This is a genomic window from Alienimonas sp. DA493 (assembly GCF_043951915.1).
Classification (GTDB): Bacteria; Planctomycetota; Planctomycetia; order Planctomycetales; family Planctomycetaceae; genus Alienimonas.
The window spans coordinates 1-19850 of the sequence record NZ_JBINJD010000044.1 but is presented as its reverse complement, the minus strand read 5'-3'; the positions used below and the strand labels follow the sequence as shown (position 1 = coordinate 19850).

18 protein-coding genes and 1 tRNA gene are annotated in these 19850 nt (G+C 71.5%); 13 read left to right on the top strand and 6 right to left on the bottom strand.

Going from position 1 to position 19850, the window contains the following annotated elements:
- Nucleotides 1–321 precede the first annotated feature (321 nt).
- The 4 genes from ACG2DA_RS09010 (at nucleotide 322) to ACG2DA_RS08995 (ending at nucleotide 6620) form a co-directional block, all read left to right on the top strand.
- Nucleotides 322–1269 (top strand): DUF1559 domain-containing protein, encoded by a 948-nt coding sequence (locus ACG2DA_RS09010; RefSeq protein ID WP_395255247.1) that lies wholly within the window; start codon nucleotides 322–324, stop codon nucleotides 1267–1269.
- Nucleotides 1269–1769 (top strand): hypothetical protein, encoded by a 501-nt coding sequence (locus ACG2DA_RS09005; RefSeq protein ID WP_395255246.1) that lies wholly within the window; start codon nucleotides 1269–1271, stop codon nucleotides 1767–1769. The genes ACG2DA_RS09010 and ACG2DA_RS09005 overlap by 1 nt, the downstream gene beginning before the upstream one ends.
- A gap of 95 nt (nucleotides 1770–1864) precedes the next feature.
- Nucleotides 1865–3385 (top strand): PepSY-associated TM helix domain-containing protein, encoded by a 1521-nt coding sequence (locus tag ACG2DA_RS09000; protein ID WP_395255245.1) that lies wholly within the window; start codon nucleotides 1865–1867, stop codon nucleotides 3383–3385.
- A 313-nt stretch (nucleotides 3386–3698) separates the two neighbouring features.
- Nucleotides 3699–6620: a TolC family protein gene (locus tag ACG2DA_RS08995; RefSeq protein ID WP_395255244.1), complete on the top strand. Its 2922-nt coding sequence runs from the start codon at nucleotides 3699–3701 to the stop codon at nucleotides 6618–6620.
- Nucleotides 6621–6666: 46 nt separating this feature from the next.
- Here the strand turns inward: ACG2DA_RS08995 and trpD are convergent, their stop codons facing one another.
- Entirely contained in the window at nucleotides 6667–7722 is a 1056-nt protein-coding gene (gene trpD / locus ACG2DA_RS08990) for an anthranilate phosphoribosyltransferase (RefSeq protein WP_395255243.1), read from the bottom strand.
- 109 nt (nucleotides 7723–7831) lie between these two features.
- Here trpD and ACG2DA_RS08985 point away from each other — a divergent pair, with 109 nt between their 5' ends.
- The 8 genes from ACG2DA_RS08985 (at nucleotide 7832) to ACG2DA_RS08950 (ending at nucleotide 13722) form a co-directional block, all read left to right on the top strand.
- On the top strand, nucleotides 7832–8788 hold the full coding sequence (locus ACG2DA_RS08985; RefSeq protein WP_395255242.1) for a nucleoside hydrolase: 957 nt from the start codon (nucleotides 7832–7834) through the stop codon (nucleotides 8786–8788).
- 49 nt (nucleotides 8789–8837) lie between these two features.
- A complete protein-coding gene (locus ACG2DA_RS08980) occupies nucleotides 8838–9428 on the top strand; it encodes a NuoI/complex I 23 kDa subunit family protein (RefSeq protein ID WP_395255241.1) in 591 nt (196 codons plus the stop codon).
- Between the two features lie 172 nt (nucleotides 9429–9600).
- The gene (locus ACG2DA_RS08975) at nucleotides 9601–10137 is read left to right on the top strand and encodes a DUF2203 domain-containing protein (RefSeq protein ID WP_395255240.1); all 537 of its coding nucleotides are present in this window, start codon (nucleotides 9601–9603) and stop codon (nucleotides 10135–10137) included.
- Nucleotides 10138–10165: 28 nt separating this feature from the next.
- On the top strand, nucleotides 10166–10690 hold the full coding sequence (locus tag ACG2DA_RS08970) for an NADH-quinone oxidoreductase subunit A (protein ID WP_395255239.1): 525 nt from the start codon (nucleotides 10166–10168) through the stop codon (nucleotides 10688–10690).
- An 18-nt stretch (nucleotides 10691–10708) separates the two neighbouring features.
- Entirely contained in the window at nucleotides 10709–11218 is a 510-nt protein-coding gene (locus ACG2DA_RS08965) for an NADH-quinone oxidoreductase subunit C (RefSeq protein WP_395255238.1), read from the top strand.
- Nucleotides 11219–11412: 194 nt separating this feature from the next.
- Nucleotides 11413–12675 (top strand): NADH-quinone oxidoreductase subunit D, encoded by a 1263-nt coding sequence (locus ACG2DA_RS08960; RefSeq protein ID WP_395255237.1) that lies wholly within the window; start codon nucleotides 11413–11415, stop codon nucleotides 12673–12675.
- A gap of 111 nt (nucleotides 12676–12786) precedes the next feature.
- Nucleotides 12787–12859: transfer RNA gene (locus tag ACG2DA_RS08955), tRNA-Thr, on the top strand.
- Nucleotides 12860–13059: 200 nt separating this feature from the next.
- Entirely contained in the window at nucleotides 13060–13722 is a 663-nt protein-coding gene (locus ACG2DA_RS08950; RefSeq protein ID WP_395255236.1) for an ECF-type sigma factor, read from the top strand.
- A gap of 90 nt (nucleotides 13723–13812) precedes the next feature.
- Here the strand turns inward: ACG2DA_RS08950 and ACG2DA_RS08945 are convergent, their stop codons facing one another.
- The 5 genes from ACG2DA_RS08945 to ACG2DA_RS08925 all read right to left on the bottom strand — a co-directional run bounded on the left by ACG2DA_RS08945 (nucleotide 13813) and on the right by ACG2DA_RS08925 (nucleotide 18549).
- Nucleotides 13813–14499 (bottom strand): LuxR C-terminal-related transcriptional regulator, encoded by a 687-nt coding sequence (locus tag ACG2DA_RS08945; RefSeq protein ID WP_395255234.1) that lies wholly within the window; start codon nucleotides 14497–14499, stop codon nucleotides 13813–13815.
- Nucleotides 14500–14875: 376 nt separating this feature from the next.
- Nucleotides 14876–16417 (bottom strand): GGDEF domain-containing protein, encoded by a 1542-nt coding sequence (locus ACG2DA_RS08940; RefSeq protein WP_395255233.1) that lies wholly within the window; start codon nucleotides 16415–16417, stop codon nucleotides 14876–14878.
- A 285-nt stretch (nucleotides 16418–16702) separates the two neighbouring features.
- Nucleotides 16703–17143: a response regulator gene (locus tag ACG2DA_RS08935; protein ID WP_395255232.1), complete on the bottom strand. Its 441-nt coding sequence runs from the start codon at nucleotides 17141–17143 to the stop codon at nucleotides 16703–16705.
- Between the two features lie 68 nt (nucleotides 17144–17211).
- A complete protein-coding gene (locus ACG2DA_RS08930; RefSeq protein WP_395255231.1) occupies nucleotides 17212–17955 on the bottom strand; it encodes a hypothetical protein in 744 nt (247 codons plus the stop codon).
- A 300-nt stretch (nucleotides 17956–18255) separates the two neighbouring features.
- The gene (locus ACG2DA_RS08925) at nucleotides 18256–18549 is read right to left on the bottom strand and encodes a hypothetical protein (protein ID WP_395255230.1); all 294 of its coding nucleotides are present in this window, start codon (nucleotides 18547–18549) and stop codon (nucleotides 18256–18258) included.
- Nucleotides 18550–18936: 387 nt separating this feature from the next.
- On the opposite strand from ACG2DA_RS08925, the gene ACG2DA_RS08920 reads away from it, so the two are divergent.
- Nucleotides 18937–19809: a tetratricopeptide repeat protein gene (locus tag ACG2DA_RS08920; protein WP_395255229.1), complete on the top strand. Its 873-nt coding sequence runs from the start codon at nucleotides 18937–18939 to the stop codon at nucleotides 19807–19809.
- The last annotated feature ends 41 nt before the right edge of the window (nucleotides 19810–19850 follow it).

Here is a 19850-nt window from a genome sequence, read left to right as displayed (position 1 = left end):
AGCGCGGGGACTCGGGGCGGGGGAGCGGCGGGCGAAGTGTAACGCCGCCCGAGCCGCACGCATGCCCGCGGCCGCGATTGCCCCGCCGCATCGGCCGGTCGGGCAGGCAACCGGGCGGATGTAGACGACGCGGCTCCACCTCCGCCGCGAGCAACGGCGGAGATTACGCAGGGAGCCTTGCGGAAAGCCGGGGAGGGCACCATGCTCATCCTCGTTGAGAGTGAGTCTCAAAACCAGTCGACCAACGGTCCCGTTCCCGAGGCGCCGTCAGATTGACCGGCTGGCACCTCCGAACTTTCCCGCCGTCGAGGCTTCCCCCGGATGCGTTTGCCTTCCCGTTCATCCCTCGGTCCGCAGCGTCGCCCGCGCGCCGGGTTCACGCTGATCGAGCTGCTGGTGGTCATCGCGGTCATCGCGATTCTGGTCAGTCTGCTGCTGCCCGCGGTCCAGCAGGCCCGCGAAGCCGCCCGCAAGATGCAGTGCGGCAACAATCTCAAACAGATTGGGCTGGCCATGCACAACTACCACGACACCTACCGTCATTTCCCGCTCAACTGGCTGCCGCAGGTGGAGGAGAGCGGCGAACAGGTGGAGCCCGTCTGCGCGAACTGGGCCGCGGCGATCCTGCCCCAGGTCGACCAGGGGAACCTCGCCAAGCTCTATGACTACTCCGTGGCGTGGGACGCCCCGGAGAATGAGGCGTTGAAGACGAAGATGCCCAGTTTTTACAGCTGCCCTTCCAACCCCTCCGCGGGTCGGACGCTGCCGGACAACGGCTGGCAGGCGACTGACTACTCCGTGCTGCGAAACGCTTCCGACTGGGCCAACCACGACTCGCTGTTCGACGGATCCCCGCACCGCCTCGCCGACATCATCGACGGCACCACGAACACCTGCATGGTCTACGAAAGCGCGGGCCGCGCGTCCCTTTACGTGGAGGGCGTCGAGAACCCGACGAGGGACGGCACCACCTCAACGTGGGGCTACGGCCAATCGAAGGACCCCTGGGTTTCGCAGCGGAACGCCGGTTGGTGGTTCAAGCAGGCGATCGTTTGGAACGAGCCGGGCGACTTCAGCGTTCTCTGGATGACGGGAGACCGCGTGGTCAACGTCGCCAACTGGTTCGGCGCCCCGTACTCCTTCCACACGGGCGGAGTGAATCTGCTGATGGGCGACGGCTCCGTTCAGTTTATGAGCGAATCGACCTCCTACGAGGCGATCTCCGCCCGCAGTTCGATCAACGGTCGCGAAGTTGTGGAGGGCTTCTGATGCAGGGCCCCGTTCGTTCACGCGTCGGCATCCTGCCGGCGGCGGCCTGCCTCGCGGCGCTGTGGCCGGTCGGATGCTCCGACAAGGAGGCTTGGGAGGCCGAAACGCAGCCTGTCAGCGGGACGCTGCGGATCAACGGCAAGATCCCGGAGAACGCCGTGCTGACCCTGCACCCGCAGGGCGAGCCGATTGACGTCCGCAAGTCCAAGCCGTGGGGGAAGGTGCAGAGCGACGGCTCCTTCGCCCTGCAAACCTATCGGCAGGGCGACGGCGCGCCCCCGGGCGACTACGACCTGACGCTCGTGTGGCGGAAGGACCCGTCTGTGATGGGCTCCCCGGACCAACTCGGCGGCGCCTATGACGAGGTCCGCGAGTCGAAGTGGACCGTGACGGTGGAGGAGGGGCGTGAGGAATTGGCCCCGATCGAGGTTGAAGGAGTCGAGATCGTCCGCGGCGGGGGTCGCCCCATGGCTCCGCCCGACGAGCCGCCCTCCCGCTGAGCCGAGACCCTTTCGTCCCAAGGCGGGCCGCGAGCGGCCGCTTTCGCCCGGCGCCGCCGCTCCGGCGGCGCCGGATCACCCCCCGAGAAACCGCGATGGGTCAGCTTCCCGCCGCCGAGCCGCCGGTCGACGCCTCCGCCGCCGAAGCCGGCGTCCTGCCCGGCGTCTCCGACGTCGCCCCCCGCCGGCCGGCGCCCGGTCAGGCCCCGGCGCCCCGTCCGCGGGGGAAAGCGGGGCAGTCGCTGTTCCGCGTGATCTGGCGCTGGCACTTCTTCGCCGGGCTGTTCGTCGCCCCGATCGTGATGGTCGTGGCCGTGACCGGAGGGATCTACCTGTTCAGCGCGGAGATCGGCGACGTCGCCAACCGCGATCTGCTCTACGTGAACGCCTCGACCTCGACGAGTGCGGGATCGGCGGAGGAGGCGACCGCCCAGGCGCTGGTCGCCGCCGCGGAAGCCGCGGTGCCGGGAGGTTACGCGACCGGCCTGACCTGGCGGGCCGACCCGCGCCGCACCGTGGAAGTCTCGATCGAAACGCCGTTTCGGGGGGACGAGACGGCGGAGCCGGCCGGCGAACGACGCGGCGCCGAGGGGCTCCAGTCGACGGCCTACCTGCACCCCCGCACCGCCGAGGTGCAGGCGGTCTCCGCCGAGCCGCAGAAGCTCAGCGGGTTCTTCGCCGCTGTGCTGAAGATCCACCGCCAGTTGTTCCTCGGCACGACCGGGCGGATCGTCGTCGAGTTGGCCACCTGTTGGACGATCGTCCTGTTTCTCACCGGCGCCTACCTGTGGTGGCCCCGCCGGAAGGAGAAGGTGCGCGGCGTGTGGCTGCCGCGGTGGTCCGCGAAGCCCTACACGCTGCTGCGCGATCTGCACGCCCTGGCGGGGATCTACCTCTGGCCGGTCTGCCTGACGATCCTCGTCACCGGTCTGTTCTATACGCTGGTGTGGGGGGAGTCGTTTCACGTCGTCAGCCGGCAGGCGTTCGCGGCGACGACGGCGTCCGCCGACGCGGCGCAAACGCCCGGGGAGAGGCTCGAGAACGCCCCGGCGAAGTCCGCGGCGGCCGCCCCCGAAACCTTCACCTTCGAGCAGGCCGTGGCCAAATCGCGGGCGCTGGCTCCGGGCCGGGACGTGACCGTCAAGGTTCCGGCCGGGCCGGAGGACGACTACGAAGTCTCGACGATCAACGACTACGCCCGCGGCACCTACGGGGCGATGACGTCGATCGGCTTCAAACTGGACCGACGCAGCGGCGAAGCGTTCGGCCACGAAGATCTGGCCGACAACGAACGCTACTGGTGGCACGCCTGGGTCTACCCGCTGCACGTCGGCAGCGTGCTTGGCCCGGCCTCGAAAGTTGTGTGGCTGTTCGCCTGCCTGGCGATGGCGGCGCTGCCCATGACGGGCCTGTGGATGTGGTGGAAGCGACGCCCCGCGGGGCGGAGCGGGTTCCCGCGGGAAACCTCGCTGGAGGTCGTGTCCCCGTGGCTGTGGGGGGCGATCGCGCTGCTCTGCGCGCTGTTGCCGGCGTTCGGGATCTCCCTGGCGCTGGTGGTCGGCCTCGACTGGGCCTACGGCCGAGTGCGTCCGTCCGGTCTTCCGTCCCGTCCGTAAGGGCGCCGGTCGCCGTCGCAGAGCGGCGCTGCGCCGGCGCCAAGCTTCGGTCGCGACGGAGATGGGGGAGTTTGACGGTTACGTTCGTTGCAATGGCAACGAATGGCGGGGGGGGGTCCTGCCGGCAAGACCGCCGATGACGGCGGTGCGGTCTCGTCCGGAAAGTCCGGCGGCGCCGCAGGTTTGGATTGGACCTCTTCGCCCGGGCGATCGGATGACACGGCCCCCACTCAACGCCCCGCCGCAGAATCGCCGCCGCTCCCGGGCGGCGCGGCTGCGTCGTGCGGCCGGCGCCGGATGCCTCGCAGCCCTCGTGGCGCTGCCCGGGTGCGCGGGGTTCGGCGGCAGCCGGCAGGCCGAGCCGCAACTGACCTACCTCGGCGAGGCCCGACCGGCGGAGCACATCGAGACGGGCGCGAAGATTTCGTACGCCCACGGCGTGGAGAACGACGTCCGCCCGCTGCTGGGCGCCGCCGCCCCGCGGACCGTCGCGGACATGCGGCGGGCGGAGATCTGGGATCTGGAACTCGACGCCGCGGTCAAGATCGCGCTGGAGCGCAGCGAGATCCTCCGCACCGTCGCCCCCCGTGGGAACGTGACCGGTTCCGGCTTCCAGACCGCCGCCCTCGCCAACCCGGACGGCACCCCCAGCCTGTTCGACCCGGCGATCGCCCAGACCGGCGTGCTGTTCGGCAACCGCGGCGTCGAGGCGGCGCTGGCGGACTTCGACGCCAACTTCACCTCCTCGCTGCTGTTCCGCCGCGACGAGTCGCTCGGCAACAACTTCGGCACCGCCACCTTCGGCGGGCCGGGCGTCGGCGTCTCGGGGGCCGGCGGGGGCACGGGGACCGGCGGCCTGCCGGGCGTCGGCGGGACCGGCGTGGGCGTGGGCGCCGGCGGCGGGGTTCTCACGCCCGGTCAGACCACCACCAACACCGGGGCCTACACCGGCAGCATCAACAAAACGCTCGCCACCGGCGGCACCGTGTCCGCCTTCGGGAACGTCGATTACCTCGACACCGATCCGTCGTTCGGCCTGTTCCCGAACAACTACGACACGAACGTCGGCCTGCGGTTCACCCAGCCGCTGCTCGCCGGCTCCGGCGTGGAGTACACCCGCATCGCCGGCCCGCGGAATCCAAACTTCTCCGCCATCACCGGCGTGAATCAGGGCGTGGTGATCGCCCGGATCAACGAGGACATCAACCTGCTCGACTTCGAGCGAAACGTCCGCGACCTCGTCAAAAGCGTCGAGGACTCCTACTGGAACCTCTACAACGCCTACCGGCAGTACGACACCCGCCTGGCGGCCCGCAACAGCGCCCTCCGCACCTGGCGGGACCTGCGGAACCGCCGCGAGGTCGAGGACCTGCCGAGCGAGGACCTCGGCGCCGCCGCGACTGACGACGGCGTGCGGACCGTCGCCTTCCGCGTCCAGCAGGCGGAGGGAAACACCACCCCGGCCCAGCTGGCCCAGGCGGAGAACCAGTACTTCCAGCAGAAATCGCTGGCCACGCAGGCTCTGAACCAGATTTACGCCGCCGAGGCCGAGCTGCGGCGGGTGATGGCGCTGCCGGTGAACGACGGCCGCGTGATCCGCCCGGCGACGGAGCCGATCACCGCGGAGTTCGTGCCGGACTGGCACGCCAGCCTCGCCGAGGCTCTCTGCCACCGGCCGGAACTGCGCCAGCAGAAGTTCCGGATCAAGTCGCTGGAATTGCAGCTCCGGGCCGCCCGCAGCCTGACCCAGCCGACGCTGAACTTCATCTCGCAGTACCAGGTCAACGGCTTCGGCGACGATCTGATCGCCGACGAGGACGAATCCAGCGCCTTCGGCACGCTGGCGGACGGCGACCAGACCGGCTGGCAGCTGGGACTGGAACTGAGCGCCCCGATCGGCTTCCGGCAGGCCCACCTGCAGGTGCGGAACCTGGAGTACCGGCTGACGAAGGCCCGCAAGGTGCTCGCCGCCCAGGAGCTGGACGTTTCGCACCAGCTCGCCGACGCCTTCCAGCAGGTCGCCCTGCGGCACGCCAACGCGACGAACTACTTCAACCAGATCGGCGCCGCCCAGGAGCGGGTGCGGATCCTCGACGCCCAGCGGTCCGAGGGCGCCCTGCGGACGGACTTCCTGCTGCGGGCCCAGACGGACCTCGCCGCCGCCGAAGGGGCCTACTTCGAGGAGGTGGTCGCCTACAACCAGGCCCAGGCGCTGCTCCAGTTGACCAAGGGCACGCTGCTGGACGCCAACGGCGTGCAGCTGGCCGAGGGCCGGTGGACGCCGCAGGCCTATCAGCAGGCGATGCGGCGGGCGTGGGAGCGCAGCCACGCCCTGCCGGCCCGGCACCTTGAGACCAGCCCGGCGCCGTTCACCCAGGCGGAGGACGAGCGGGCCTGCCCGCAGTTCCTGACCAACGGCTGCCCCCCGGGGGCGGCGTTCGTGCCGCAGCAGGCCCCGACGAACTTCGTTCCCGGCCCGCTGCCCCCGCCGGTCCCGGTGCCCGAGCCGACGCCCGAGGAGGACGCCGCCGCCCGCGACGCCGCCGGTCCGACGCTCGCCCCGACCCCGGCCCCGGCTCCGCTGCCGACGGGCGATCCGAGCGTGCAGCCGCCCGGCCCGGCGCCCGTCCCGCCGACCGGGGAGCGCTCGCCGGGGGACGCGCAGGAAAAGGCGGACGCCGCCCTGTCCCCGCTGGACCTCGTCCCCGGGCTGGACAACGTCGCCCCGAACGACCTGGACGTGGACGCGATCCTGGAGGGGCTGGACCTCGAAGCGCCGGCGCCGACCGCCCCGCAGAACGGGACCGGCGAGGCGCCGGCCGGCGAACCGATGTCCGCCGTGGAGGCGATCCGCAACGTCCGCCGGGCCAAGATGATGAACGGTTCCGCGTGGCGGACGCTCCCGTCCGCGACCCGGGTGACGCCGGCGTCCGCCGCGATCCCCGCCGCACCGGTCCCCGCCGCCCCGCTGCGGACCGCCGTGCCGGCGCCGCCGGTCGCCCCGGCCCCCGCGGCGACCCGGCCGACCTTCGTGCCGCCGGCCCAGGCGGCGCCGTCGGCGGAGACCGAGGAGAAGACGTGGCGTCCGCTGCGGACGACGCGGTCCGCCGGCTCGTCCTCCACGGCCTCGGCGGCGCCTGTGCCGGCGGCGCCGACGTTCCTCCCGCCGCGGGCGGTCGCCCCGGCCGTGGCGGAACAGCCGGTGAGCCTCGGCGAGTGGGTTTCCGGCGACTGAAGGCCGCCGGAAGCGGACATCGTGACGAACGCCGGGCCGCCCGCGGTCAGGCGTTCGTCCAGGTCGCCAGCCGGTCCAGCAGGCGCGCCGCGGCGCCGTGGTCGATCGCCGCGGCGGCTTTCTCGACGCCGCCGGTCCAGGTCTTCGCCGTCCCGGCGGCCAGCAGTCCCGCGGCGGCGTTGGCGACGACGACGTCACGGCAGGCCCCGGTCTCCCCGGCGAGGACGCCGCGGATGATCGCGGCGCTCGACGCGGGCCCGTCGGCGGCCAAGTCGGCGGCCGTGCAGGGCGAAAGCTGAAGCTCGTCGGCCGTGACGACCGACCGCGTCACCCCCTCTGGCGTCGTGGTGAAGACGGCCGTCTCGCCCCACAGGCTGACCTCGTCCAGTTCGTCGTTCCCGCAGACGACCAGCGACCGCCGCGTGCCCAGGGCGTGCAGGGCGTCGGCCAGCAGGGCGGCGTGTTTCGTCGACGCGGCGCCCAGCAGCTGACAGCCGGCCCCGGCGGGATTCGTCAGCGGGCCGAGCAGATTGAACAGCGTTCGCACGCCCAGCCCCCTGCGAACCGGCGCCGCGTGCCGCATGGCCCCATGGGAGGTCGGGGCGTAGGCGAAACCGATGCCGACCTCACGAACGCAGCGGCCGACCTGCTCCGGGCTGAGGGAGACGTTCACTCCCAACGCCTCCAGCACGTCTGCGGAGCCGCTCTTGGAGCTGACGGAGCGATTCCCGTGCTTCGCCACCCGCACCCCGCAGGCCGCGGTCACGAGGGCCGCGGCGGTCGAGATATTGAACGTGTGGAGACCGTCCCCGCCGGTCCCGCAGGTGTCCAGCAGCGGGGCGGGGGAGCCGTCGGCGGTCGGGGGGACGGGCACGGGGGTCATCCGCTCCCGCATCGCGGAGGCGGCGCCGACCAGTTCGTCGGCCACCTCCCCCTTCATCCGCAACGCGACGAGCAGCCCGGCGAGGGCGTGGGGGTCGGCGGCGCCGTCCATCACGGCACCGACGGCCTCCCGCATGGCGTCGCGGGGGACGTTGCGGCCCTCCAACGCGAGGGCGAGGGCGTGACGGACGGGATCGGCGGGGGGGGCGGACGCGGTCATCGGCGGTCACCGTGAATCCGACGCCGCCAAACCGCAAGCGGGGGACGAGCCGGGACCGTTCCGGTAAGATGACGCCTCCCTGTCGCCGTCGCCCCGCCGCGCCCGCTCGATGCCCCGGAAGCTCATCATCGACGCCGACCCCGGCATCGGGGACGCCCTGGCGATCACGCTGGCGGTGTTGGACCCGGAGGTCGAACTGCTGGCCGTCACCGCGACCGCCGGCTGCGTCGACGGCCCGACCGCCACCCGCAACGTCACGGCGGTGCTCACCCTGTTGGACCCGGACAAGCGGCCGAAGGTCGGCGCCTGCGAGACCGGCGACGCCGGCGCCGGCCCCGGCTTCGGCGGGGAGGAGTTGGACTGGGCCGCGGTCAACGGGCCGGACGGCCTCGGGGCGTGGGAACTGCCGGACGTGGAACTGTACGCCCCCCGCGATTCGCCCCGGCTGCTGGTCGAACTGGTCCGCGAGCACGAGGGCGACGTCACCCTACTGACGCTCGGCCCGTTGACGAACGTAAAGCTCGCCGCCGAACGCTGGGGCGGGTTCTACGACGCTCTCGGCGGGCTGGTGGTCGCCGCCGGGTCGGTGGAGAGCGGGGGGGACGCCACGGCCGCGGCGGAGTTCAACGTTGCCTCGGACCCGCTGGCCGCCCGCAGCGTGCTGACCGGCCGGGCCGCCAAAACGCTGGTCCCGCTGGACGTCGCCCGCCAGCCGGTGCTCAGCCCGCCGGCGTGGGAGACGGTGAAGGGGAGGCTCGGCGGCGGGGCGGGGGAGCTGCTCGAACAGATGCTCCCTTGGGCCCTGCGGGCGAACCACCAGCACTTCGGCGTGGAGGGCATCAGCCTGCAGGAGCCCACCGCGTTGGCCGCCGCGATTCGCCCGTCGCTGTTCGAGCGGGAGGAGATGGCCGTCGACGTGGAAACCGCCGGCGACCTGACCCGCGGCATGACGGTCTTCGACCGCCGCGGCGTCCGTCGCTGGCAGACCAACGTGGAAGTCGTCCGCGAGGTGGACGCCCCCGGCCTGCAGGACTGGGTGATCGGCCTGTTGTCTCGCGCCCGGTAATCCGCCGGCCGAATTCGTTTCTTGTCCCTCGGGATTTGGGTTTCTTCCTGTGCGTGAGTGGTTCCGCAATCTGACGACCGCGGTCGTGACGGTCGCCCAGGGGATGGGCGTCACGCTGCGGGCGGCGCTGCGCACCTACCGCCGCAAGACCTACACCGAAGCCTACGAGTACCCGGAGAAGCCCCTGCCGGTCGCCGCCCGCTACCGCGGGTTCCACCGCTTCGACCTGACGGCGTGCATCGGCTGCGACAAGTGCGCCGTCGCCTGCCCGGTGGACTGCATCTACATCGACAAAACGATGGACACCGGCCCGGACGGAAAGAAGGGCTTCCGCGTCGACGGCTTCACGATCGACTACACCAAGTGCATGTTCTGCGCCCTGTGCGTGGACCCATGCCCGGTGGATTGCATCTTCATGGGCTCCACCCACGACCTGAGCTGCTACACCCGGGACGGGTGCAGCGTGGACTTCGCCAAGCTCCCGCTGGAGGCCGCCTGGGGTCGGGCGACGCTCAACCCCACGGTCGTCGCGGAGAGCAAATCGCTGGACGCCCCGGTCTGGGTGAAGGGCGAACCGGGGATGCCGGCGCCGGACGGGGCGGCGGTCCTGCCGGTGATCGAAAAGCCCGCTGCGGTTTGAGGCGACCGCGATTTGTGGGGTCGGAGTTTAACGGCCGCGCGGCCGGCGCCGGGTGCGGTTGGCTTTCCGGTCGATGAAGGGAAAGATAGGACCGTCCCGGGTTGCGCCACGCGGGCGTCGAGACTGCGATCGCCGCATCGCCCCGGTTCCCCCCGCCGCCCGTTTGCCCGCCATGACCCGCAGCCCCGATCTCACCCCGACCGCCGGCCCGCCGGCGCGTTCGATCGGTCGGCCGTCGGCCCTGTTCACTCCGGAGCGGGCGACCGCGACTTTGCCGCTGGTCCGCCGGATCGTCGGCGACGCCGTCCCCCTGGCCCACGATCTCGCCGAACGGCGCGCCCGGTTGGCCTGGGTCCGTCGCACGCCCGGCTCAAAGCGGCACCACGACGGACCGCACGCGGAGGAGCTGGAGGCGGTCGAACAGGGCCTCGCCCGGGACGCCGACCGCCTCAGCGGGTACGTCGCGGAGATCCGCCGGCTCGGCGCCGTGCTGCGGGACGCCTCCGCGGGGCTGGTCGAGTTCCCGGGCCCCCGCGTCACGGCGGACGGCGAGGCCCGCGACGGCTATTTCAGTTGGCGGCCGGGCGAGGACGCCGTGACCCACTGGCGCCCCGCCGCCGCCGATCCGACCGATCGGGCCCCGCTGCGGTCGCTCGTCGCCCCCGTCGGCGCCGCGGCGGACCTGCCCGCGGTCGACCACGCCGCCTGACCCCGTTCCCGATTGAGAGAGGGTCGAGATGGACCTCGCCGGCCACCTGCTGATCTTCGCCGCCGCCGCGGTCCTCGCTCTGGCGGCCCCGCTGACGCTGGGCCGGTTGATCCGACCCAAGAACCGCACGCCGGCCAAGGCGGCGATCTACGATTGCGGCGAGGAGGCGATCGGCAGCAGTTACGTGCGGTTCGACCTGCGGTTCTACGTCGTGGCGCTGCTGTTCATCGTGTTCGACGTGGAGCTGGCGTTCCTGTTCCCCTGGGCGTCGGTCTACGGCAGCGCGATCGCCCTGACGGATCCGGCGCTCGCCGAGTCGACCCGGCTGCTCCTCACCGAACGCCTCGGCGGCCACGTCGCCGGCACGCTGCCGCTGGAAGCGACCCTCGCCGCCGGGGACGCCGCCCGACTCGCCGTCGCCGGCGCCCTCGACCTGGCGGTGTTCTTCGGCGTGCTGCTGGTCGGCTTCGCCTACATCTGGAAGCGGGGCGACCTGGACTGGGTGAAGACCGTCGCCGGTCAGGCCCGCAAAGACGCCGCCCGGCAACTCTGATGACTGGGAGAGCCTGACGTGACCCCCGCCGATCTTCACGCCGCCCTCCGCGATCGCTTCGGCGACGCCGTTCGCGAACTGCACGAGGCCACCGATCCGTGGATCGAGATCGCCGCCGACGCCGTGCCGGACGTCCTCACGTTCCTGCGGGACGAACACCGGCTGCGGCACCTCAACGATCTGACCGCCGTCGACTTCGCCCCCCGGCCGGGCGACAAGGGAAAGTACGAGGGGGAGCCGCGGCTGGAGGTCGTCTACCGGCTCTCCGACTTCCCGCTGACGCAGTCGCACACGCTGAAGGTCGTGCTGCCCCGCGGCACGAACGACGACCTGCCGGAGGTCCCCTCCGCCAGCGGGATCTTTCCCATCGCGGAGTGGCACGAGCGGGAGACGTTCGACCTGCTCGGGGTCCGCTTCACCGGCCACCCGAACCTCTGCCGCATCCTCACCTCCGACGACTGGGTCGGCCACCCGCTGCGGAAGGACTACGAGATGCCGGAGGAATACGGCGGGATTCGCTGTCGGTGAGTTCCCGTCACGCGGAGGCCCCGCGGCGCCCCCGCGTTACAATCGTGCCGGGCTTCGCCTGGGAGGCGATGGCCAGCCGTTCGACTTCGAGTCGTTGATCCCGCCGGTTGACTGCGGGGAGGCGGTCCCCCCGGGGCCCCTCATTGGGGGTTCGAATCCCCCCCGGGCGAAGCCCTTTTCAGCTCAGAGGATTGATGAACGCCGTCGCCGCCCCGCCGCCCGTTTCGTCGTTGGAAGATCCGCGGACGATCGAGTTCGACGTTCGCACCGACGAGATGCTCGTCAACATGGGGCCGCAGCACCCCAGCACGCACGGCGTGTTGCGGCTGCTGCTCCGCACCGACGGGGAGATCGTCCGCGAGTGCACCCCGCACATCGGCTACCTGCACCGCTGCGCGGAGAAGATCGGCGAGAACCTCACCCCGGCCCAGTACGTCCCGTACACGGACCGGATGGACTATCTCGCCGCGATGAACATGAACCTCGGCTGGTCCTGCACCGTCGAGAAAATGCTCGGGATCGACGTGCCGGAGAAGGGCCGGCACCTGCGGGTGGCGATTGCGGAACTGAACCGGATCGCCTCGCACCTGCTGGGAATGGGGGCCTACGGGCTGGACCTCGGCTCGTTCGCCCCCTTCCTGTACGCCTTCCGCGAGCGGGAGATGATCCTCGATCTGTTCGAGCACGTCTGCGGCGCCCGGCTGACCTACAGCTACCTCACCGTCGGGGGGGCGACGCACGATTTCCCGGAGGTCGTGCCGATGCCGCCCGGCCTCGCCGCGATGACCGGCGTACCGGAGGGAACCGAGCTGAGTTGGTGCGACGTGGTGCGGCAGTTCCTCAAGTGGTTCGAGCCGCGCATCACGGAGTACCACACCCTGCTGACCCGCAACGGCATCTTCATCAAACGAACCGCCGGGTTGGGCGTGATGGACGCCGACATGGCGATCGGCCACGGCTGCACCGGCCCGACGCTCCGCGGCAGCGGCGTCGACCACGACCTCCGCCGCGACGGCGAGGAGATCTACACCCGGCACTACGACGGCTACGACTTCGAGATCCCCGTCGGCCCGTTTCCCGAGGCCCCGCCGGAGGCCGTGCTCGGCGACAACTGGACACGGTTTTACGTTCGGATGATGGAGGTCGTGCAGAGCGTCAGCCTCATTCGGCAGGCCCTGGACCGGTACGAGGCGACCGACGGCCCCTTCCGCGTCGCCCACCGCTGGAACCAGAAACTGCCGAAGGACGAGGTCTATTTGGAAACCGAATGCCCCCGCGGCCAGATGGGCTTCGGCATCGTCGGCGACGGCAGCCCGATTCCGGTGCGCGCCCGGGCGAAGAGCAGTTCGTTCTGCAACCTGTCGGTGATCGGCCCGCTGAGCGTCGGTTGCTTCATCGCGGACGTGCCCTCGATCCTGGGGAGCCTCGACGTGGTGATGGGCGAAATCGACCGCTGAGCCCGCCGTCGAACCTTTCGGCGGGCTTCGTGGTCTTTACGAACGGGCCGGGTCGCTTTACGATCCCCCCGCACTCCGCCGACGCCGCGATTGCGGCCTCCGGAACGCTTCGCCGTCGTAGCTCAGTTGGTAGAGCGACGCTCTCGTAAAGCGTAGGTCGTGGGTTCAAGTCCCACCGACGGCTTTCTTTCCGAACGATCCTTTGCCAATGGGGGACCGAACAGGTGCGGCGGCGGCCCCCGCGGCGCCGTATGATGGGGAGGACGTTCGTCCTCCCTCGTCTCGAGGCTTCCCGTGATTGGTTCGCCCCGCTCCTCGAACGGTTCGAGGATTCTGTCTGCCCGAGGGTCGAGGTCGGTCCAGAGATCCGGGAAGGACGACACGGTGGAGCCGTCCGCCGGCGTCACCCGTTTCCTGTCGGGGGTGCGCGAGGGAGACCGAGACGCGGTGGGCGAGGTCGCCCGCCGCTATCTGCCGCGGGTGGTTCGCCTGCTGGAGCGGAAACTGCGGGGGCTGCGGGCCGCCGACGCCGAAGTCGTCGCGGGCAGCGTGTTTCTCGCCCTCTGGAATCACGCCGGCGGCGGCCGGTTCGGCGCCGGTACGCTCAGCGATTCGGACGATCTGTGGCGCTGGCTGCTCCGCGTGACCGACCGGAAGGCGATCGACTACGCCCGCCGGGAACGCGCCGCCAAGCGGGGCGGCGGTCAGACTCGCGGGGCGGGGGACGTGTTCGCGGCGGAGGGTCCCTCCGACGGCCTCGACGGCGCCGCCTCCGGCGAATTGTCGCCGGCGGAGATGGCCGCCTTCGCCGACACCTTCGAGCGGCTGATGGCCGCCCTCCCGAACGACCTCACCCGTGAAGTGGTCGTCGGCCGCCTCGAGGCTCGTACCAGCGGCGAAATCGCCCGGGCGGTGGGCGTGTCTCCGAAAACCGTCAAGCGGAAACTGGCCGGAATTCGCGAACTCATTCGCTCCGGCGGCGTCGACGGCCTCGCCCCGCCGGCGTCACGCAGAGGTGAAGAGGAGCGCGACGAGGACGACGACTGACGGACCGACGGCCCTCGCGCCGTCGGTGTTCCCGGTTTGACGGGCGGCCGGCTCCCTCCGGCCGCGAATCCGTCTCGGACGCCGCTCCGGTCAGGAAGCCAAATCGCGCCAAAGCCGCCGCCGGCCCCAGCCGCGACGCAGGAACTGGGCCTGCAGTTCGCCCCGGCTGGAGACGCCGAAGTGCTTGTAGATCCGGTGCACCTGCTTGTGCACCGTGCCTTCGGAGACGTCCAGGACGCTGGCCACCTCTTTTTCGAGCAGCCCGTCGAGCCAGTAGTGCAGCACGGTGCGGGCGCGGTGGGTGAGCGCGTCCGGCGAGGCGTCCCCCGGGTGGCACAGGCGGCGACCGGCCGAGGCCAGTTCCCGCACGGCGACCCGCATCGTGCGGACGCCGACCGAATGCGGCTCCACGGCGCCCACGGTCCCCAGCAGCAACACGAGGTCGCGGCCGGCGCCGTCACGCCACGGCAGCGCGACCCCCACCCGCGAATCCCCCGCGGGGCCGACCCGCGGCGCCGGCGGCGGCGGTTCGGGCAGATCGTCCGCCGTGAGGGCCTTGGCGACGCGGGCCTTCCGATTGGCCTCTTCAGGGGGCCAGGACTGCGCCTCGACCGCGGCCCGGGCGGTCGCGAGCAGCGAGGCGCGGGAGGTCCGCAGTCCGCGGGACGACGATTTCCGCCGCAGCGCCCGCCACTCGCCGCTCGGCAGCACGACGCCGCTTTCCGGAAACACGACGGCGGCCCGGTCGGCTCCCGTCCACCGGCGTGCAGCGCGCATCAGCAACATCGTCCAGCACCCGGGATTCTCACCGCACTCCAAGGCCGCCCGCGCCGCACGGCAGGCCCCGGTCACCTGGGCCACGGTCAGTCGGCGCCGTGGGAGATCGCGTGCGAAACGCTCCCCGCCTTCCGGCGCAGCAGTCGCGTGGGCCACGGAGGACGGGGGCGGCGGGGCGGTGAACCGCGTCATGGGAGGGAGGCGTCCAGAGTCGGCGGGGGAGGGACAGGAACCGATCAGTCCGTTCCCATGAACGCAAACCGGCGCCGAAAAGGGACACCCGGCCACATATTCGCTCCCACGCCGTTCCCCGCGACTGCCCGGAACCGAACGTCCGGCCGTGTCGGAACGACAAAGACCGGTCCGGTCCGCGGCCTCAGGCGGCCTCGCGGATCGACGGCCCCACGGGCTGGGCGAGCAGAATGCCGTCGGAGTCGACGACGGCGACGCGATCGCGACCGGCTTCCTTGGCGGCGAACAGGGCGCTGTCCGCCCGTCGGATCAAGCGGTCCGCGGCGGAGCCGGCCCCGCCGCACTGCGGCGTGTCAATTGGATCGGCGGCGGCGACGCCGAAGCTGGCGGTCATCGGCAGGGTCCGGCCGTCGTCCTCAACCCCGCGGGTCCGGATCGCGGCGGCGACTTTCTCCGCGTGCGCGGCGGCCTCGGCGGCGGTGTGATCGGGCAGGGCGGCGAGGAACTCCTCCCCCCCGTACCGGCAAAGCCGGGCGCCGGCCGGCAGCAGGGACCGCCACACGTTCGCGGCCTGCCGGATCGCCGCGTCGCCGGCCGGGTGCCCGTGTGCGTCATTGAAAATCTTGAAGTGGTCCAGATCCCCAATCACCGCCGCCACGCTGTGTCCCCGCCGCTGGGCGTGCCCCGGCACGAGCATCGCCGCGAGATCCTCGAGCAGCGGGTCCCGTCGCAGCAGTCCGGTCAGATCGTCCCGGCGGGCTCGCCCCTGGACCTGATCGAACCGTCGGGCGTTCTCCAGAGCGGTCGCGGCGAACCGGGCCAGCGCTGCCAGCACGGCGGCGAACTGCGGATCGAACCCCTGCGGCTGATCGACGATCAGCAGTCCGAGCAGCGTTTCGTCGCTGCCCTCCGTTCCCTCGCCGGGGGCGCAGCGGGCTAGCAGCGGGGCGATGCCGGCCGGCGGGGCCGGATCGGAGGCCAGCGCGTCCGCCAGGGAGCGGTCCCGTGCGACCCACATCCCGAGCGTCTGCCGCGTAATCGGGCGCCGGTGTTCCATGGCCCAGCCGGCCAGGCCGGTGTGCGGATCGGGGGCGGGGGTCCGCACGTTGCCGCCGCTGGGCGGCCCGGCTTCCCGCAGCCGCGTCCCGTCCCACAGCCAGACCGAGGCGTGCTCGCACCGCAAACAGCCCCGGGCCGTCGCGCGGACGCTTCGGACCACCCCGTCCAGCGAGCGCGGGGCGCCGGAGAGGTCGAAGTCCGGTTCCTCCTGGACCTGCAGGCTCAGCAGCGAGGCGGCCTGTTCGAGCACGCCGACGCCCCCGCCGGACCGGCGCGGATCGACCGAACGCGGGTGCAGCGAGATCTCTTCGGGACGGTCCCGCAACGCCCGGAACACCAAGGCGATCAGCAGCATCGCCGCCAGCGGGGCGAACAGCCGGTCGTCCGCCGGCCCCGGCAGCACGACGTCATACCACTCGCCGACCCGCCGCAGCACGCGGAGCAGCGTCGCCTCGCTGGCGCAACACAAACCCGCCAGCGCCGCGAACAGTCCGGCGGCCGGTCCGGACAGGCGCCACCCGATCCACACGGCCGGCAGGGCCATGAGCAGGATCGCCCCGGCGCCGGGCGGCCAGGAGAAGACGGCCCCGGTCAGGGCGCCCAACGGCCAGACGGCGAACACGCCCCACACCGCCAGATCGGGCCGACCGCCGACCAGTCGACTCAACCCCCATCTTGGCTCCGGTTCCGCGACGCCGAGTTGCGCGACGGGACGATGAGCGGCGGTCGAAGACACGGTTGGGGAGAGCCTTCGGGAGGCGTCGGCAGCGGCCGGAGGGACCGGCCGCGGTGGGTGAGCCCGTAGAGTCTACGGGAAGGTCCCGTCTCCCCCGCACGACTGATTTGCCGCAACCCGCGAAATCCAACCCGGTTGATCCGACCTGAGACGGTCGCACCGGGGGTACGACGGGCGACGGAGCCACGGTCGCCGGGGGGCGCAGAAGCAGCCGAACTACGCCGCGGGAGACGTCATCATGGCGGAGACGGCGTCCAGCAGTTCGCGGGGGCTGAACGGTTTGGGAAACAGCCGCACCGGCCCCATCTCCGACTGCATCTCCACGGAACTCAGCTCAAACCCTTTCCCGGTGAGCATGATCGCCGGCACCGCCGCCGTCCGCGGCTCCGCCCGCATGGAGCGGAGCAGATCGAGCCCGCTCATCCGCGGCATCTGGCAGTCGGTGACGATCAGCGCCGGCGGACGGGCGGCGATGCTTTGCCAGGCGGACAGGCCGTCCGGGTGGGCCTCCACCTCATACCCCGCCTTCCGTAACTTCAGCGAGACCGCGAGGGTGATGTGCGGTTCGTCGTCGCAAATGACCACGCGAGCCGGCGACGGCGTCGAACCGGCAGCGGGCGCGGCGGGGGGAAAGGACTGGGAGGCGACATGATTCATCGGGCGATCCTTGGAGTCGGCGATGCGGGAGACGGCCCCGGCGGGGTCCGACCGGAAGCCGTCGGAAGCTAGACGGGGAGGGGATTTCGCGTCCCACTGCGGGCGGGCTCGGCCGCGGCGGGCGAGGCGCCGCCCCGGGGTCTTCGCGGCGACGGCCGTCCGGACCGATGCCCGAAGGGCAGAGACAGCGAGAACCGGACGCCCCCGTCGGCAGAGCCGGCGCATTCGACCTCGGCGATCGCCCGGTCCCCCTCCAACCGGCTGCCGACGCTTACAACCCCGCCGACCGGCGAGGCGGAAATCGCGTGGCTGAGCAGCGACGCGAACGACCGCTCGAATAAGTCGGCGTCCGCGTGCACGGCGAGGTACAGCTCGGACGGTTCGGTCCGCAACGTCACCCCGCCGCGTTCGGCGGCGGCCTCCGCCCCCGCGGCTCCACGCAGCACGAGGTCGTTCAGTTCCCAATCCTGCGCGCGACCGCCGGGAGCCGCGGGGGCCGGCTCGCTCTGTTCCAGCACGTCGAGCCGACTCCGCGTCGCACGCAGATCCTGGCTGAGCGTCTGGATCGCGGCGTCCGCGGCGGCGGAGCGGTCCTCCAATACGGCGGCGAGAGCCAATGCGGTCGTCAGACTGCCGACGAAGACCAGCGGCGCCGCGGCGAACTGTCCGGTTAGCGCCCACGCCAGGCTTCCCAGCAGCAGGCCGACCGCCCCGGTCACCGTCAACACCGGCCGCTCCAGCCGCGGCTCGTCGCCGACGGGCAGGGGAGCCGCGGCGAGCGACCCGGTCGCGGCGGTCGGGGACGGGGACATCGGACGGTCTCAGCGGGAGCGAAGGAGACGTAGGCGAGCGACGGGACGGCACGACGACGCCGCTCGAACCCTAAGTCGCCGTTTCAACCCTGCCGGCGGAACGTCTGAGGAATCCCGCCCCCGTTCGCGCCGCGATGCGGACCGTGAGGACAGAACGGGATGAAACGGTTCGCCCCGCCCCCGTTCGCCGCACGGGGCCCGTCGGAAGTCTCCATCGGCGCACGAAAAAAACCCGCCGCGGAGGCCGCGGCGGGTTCGCGTCTGCGTCGTGCCCGCGGATCGCGGGACGGGCGCTCGTAATTACGGGCTTTCGCCTTCGATGATCACTTCGTCCTCGGGGGTCACGAGCTCGCCCTCGGCCGCTTCCTCGTCGATCTGCTCCTCGGTCTCTTCCATCTCCTCGGCGGTCTCGGCGATCTCTTCGTTGATCTCCTCGGCCTCGTCCTCGGTGACGACGGCGCCGGCCTCGTTGATCTCCTCGTTGGTCTCGGCGATCTCTTCGTTCGTCTCCGCGACTTCCTCCTCAACGCTGTCGCAGCCGACGGGAACGAGACAGAGGCCGCAGATCAGGGCCAGGGGGGTGAATTTGTGCATCAGTGAGCTCGGAGAGCGGGAAAGTGGTGGGCCGGTCGCCGGCCTCATGACGCCGCTCACATTACCAGCAGGTAGGTCGCTTGATACGGGGGAGACCCCGGTACAAGCGTGGGGGCGGGACCAAGTCGAACCGGCGACGGTAGACTCTCTGCAATTCGCAGGATCCTCACAAAGATTTGCGGATTTTGCCGGTCGCCGTCGGATTGGGCTGAAGTTGACTGGTCGGATTGAGCTGAAGCTGACTGGGCTGAGGTCGCCGTCGACGTCCCCCGTCGCAGCCCCGGCGTCCGCCGGAGCATGCCGCTCGGGAAAGGCCCCGGTATGGGAACTGAGGTCGATTGGGTAGTTTGGGAGACGGTTTCCGCCCCCTCACCCCAAGGTGCCGCCGTGCCCGCGTCCCTGCTCGTCTGTCTTCCATTGCTGTTCGCGCCGGTCCAGCCGCCGGGCGACGGCGTGGCGCCCGCGGTCCCCGGGCAAGATCCGCTCCAGCCGAACGCGTCGGAGGTCGAACCGTTCGACGATCCCGCGTCGACCGCCCAGGACGACCCGTTCGGCGCCCCGGCCGAACCGCAGCCGCCCCAGCCCGCGGGAACGCCGGCGCCCCCGACCGAGCCGTCCGTCGGCGTGCCGATGCAGGACGTGGATCCCGCCGCAGAAGGCGATCCCCCGCCCGCGGTCCCGGCCGACCCGTTGATCGAGGGGCCGACCGTTCCCGCCGAGCCCCGGCCGAACGCGGTCGACCTGCCGCTCGATCCGGCGGCCCCGGACGTGATCGTCGTGGAGGACCCCGCCGTCACGGTGATCGAGCAACCGTCGCCGCTCTCCGAACTCATTCGGAATCCGTACGACGTCTACGACCTGCGCGAGCACGTCGCCGTCCCGGCCGACTGCCTGCTGGCCCGTCAGGCCTGCCTGCCGTGCACCCGCTGCGTGACGCGGTGCGCCGGCTGCTGCGGCGGGGCCGTCGTGACCGAAGAGGTGCCCGTGCCCGGCGTTAACCCCTACGCCGCAGAGCAGATCGGTCAAATCCTGCTGAACCGCACCCCGGCCGATCCGCGGGTGAGCTACCTGATGTTCGTGCTCCGCTACCGCGAGGCCCGCTACGACGAAGCCTTCGCCTTCCTGGAGGAGGCCGTGGCGCTGGAGGCGGCGAACCCGGACGCCTTCCCGAACTACGGCGAATTCATGACCCCGATCCAGGGCCGTTCCCGCGTCTATCTGGAGCGGGTCCGCGACCTCGCCGGCCTCGGCGTGATCTAATCGCGTCCGCCGCCCGCCGCCCGCGGGGCGACGCCCCGCGG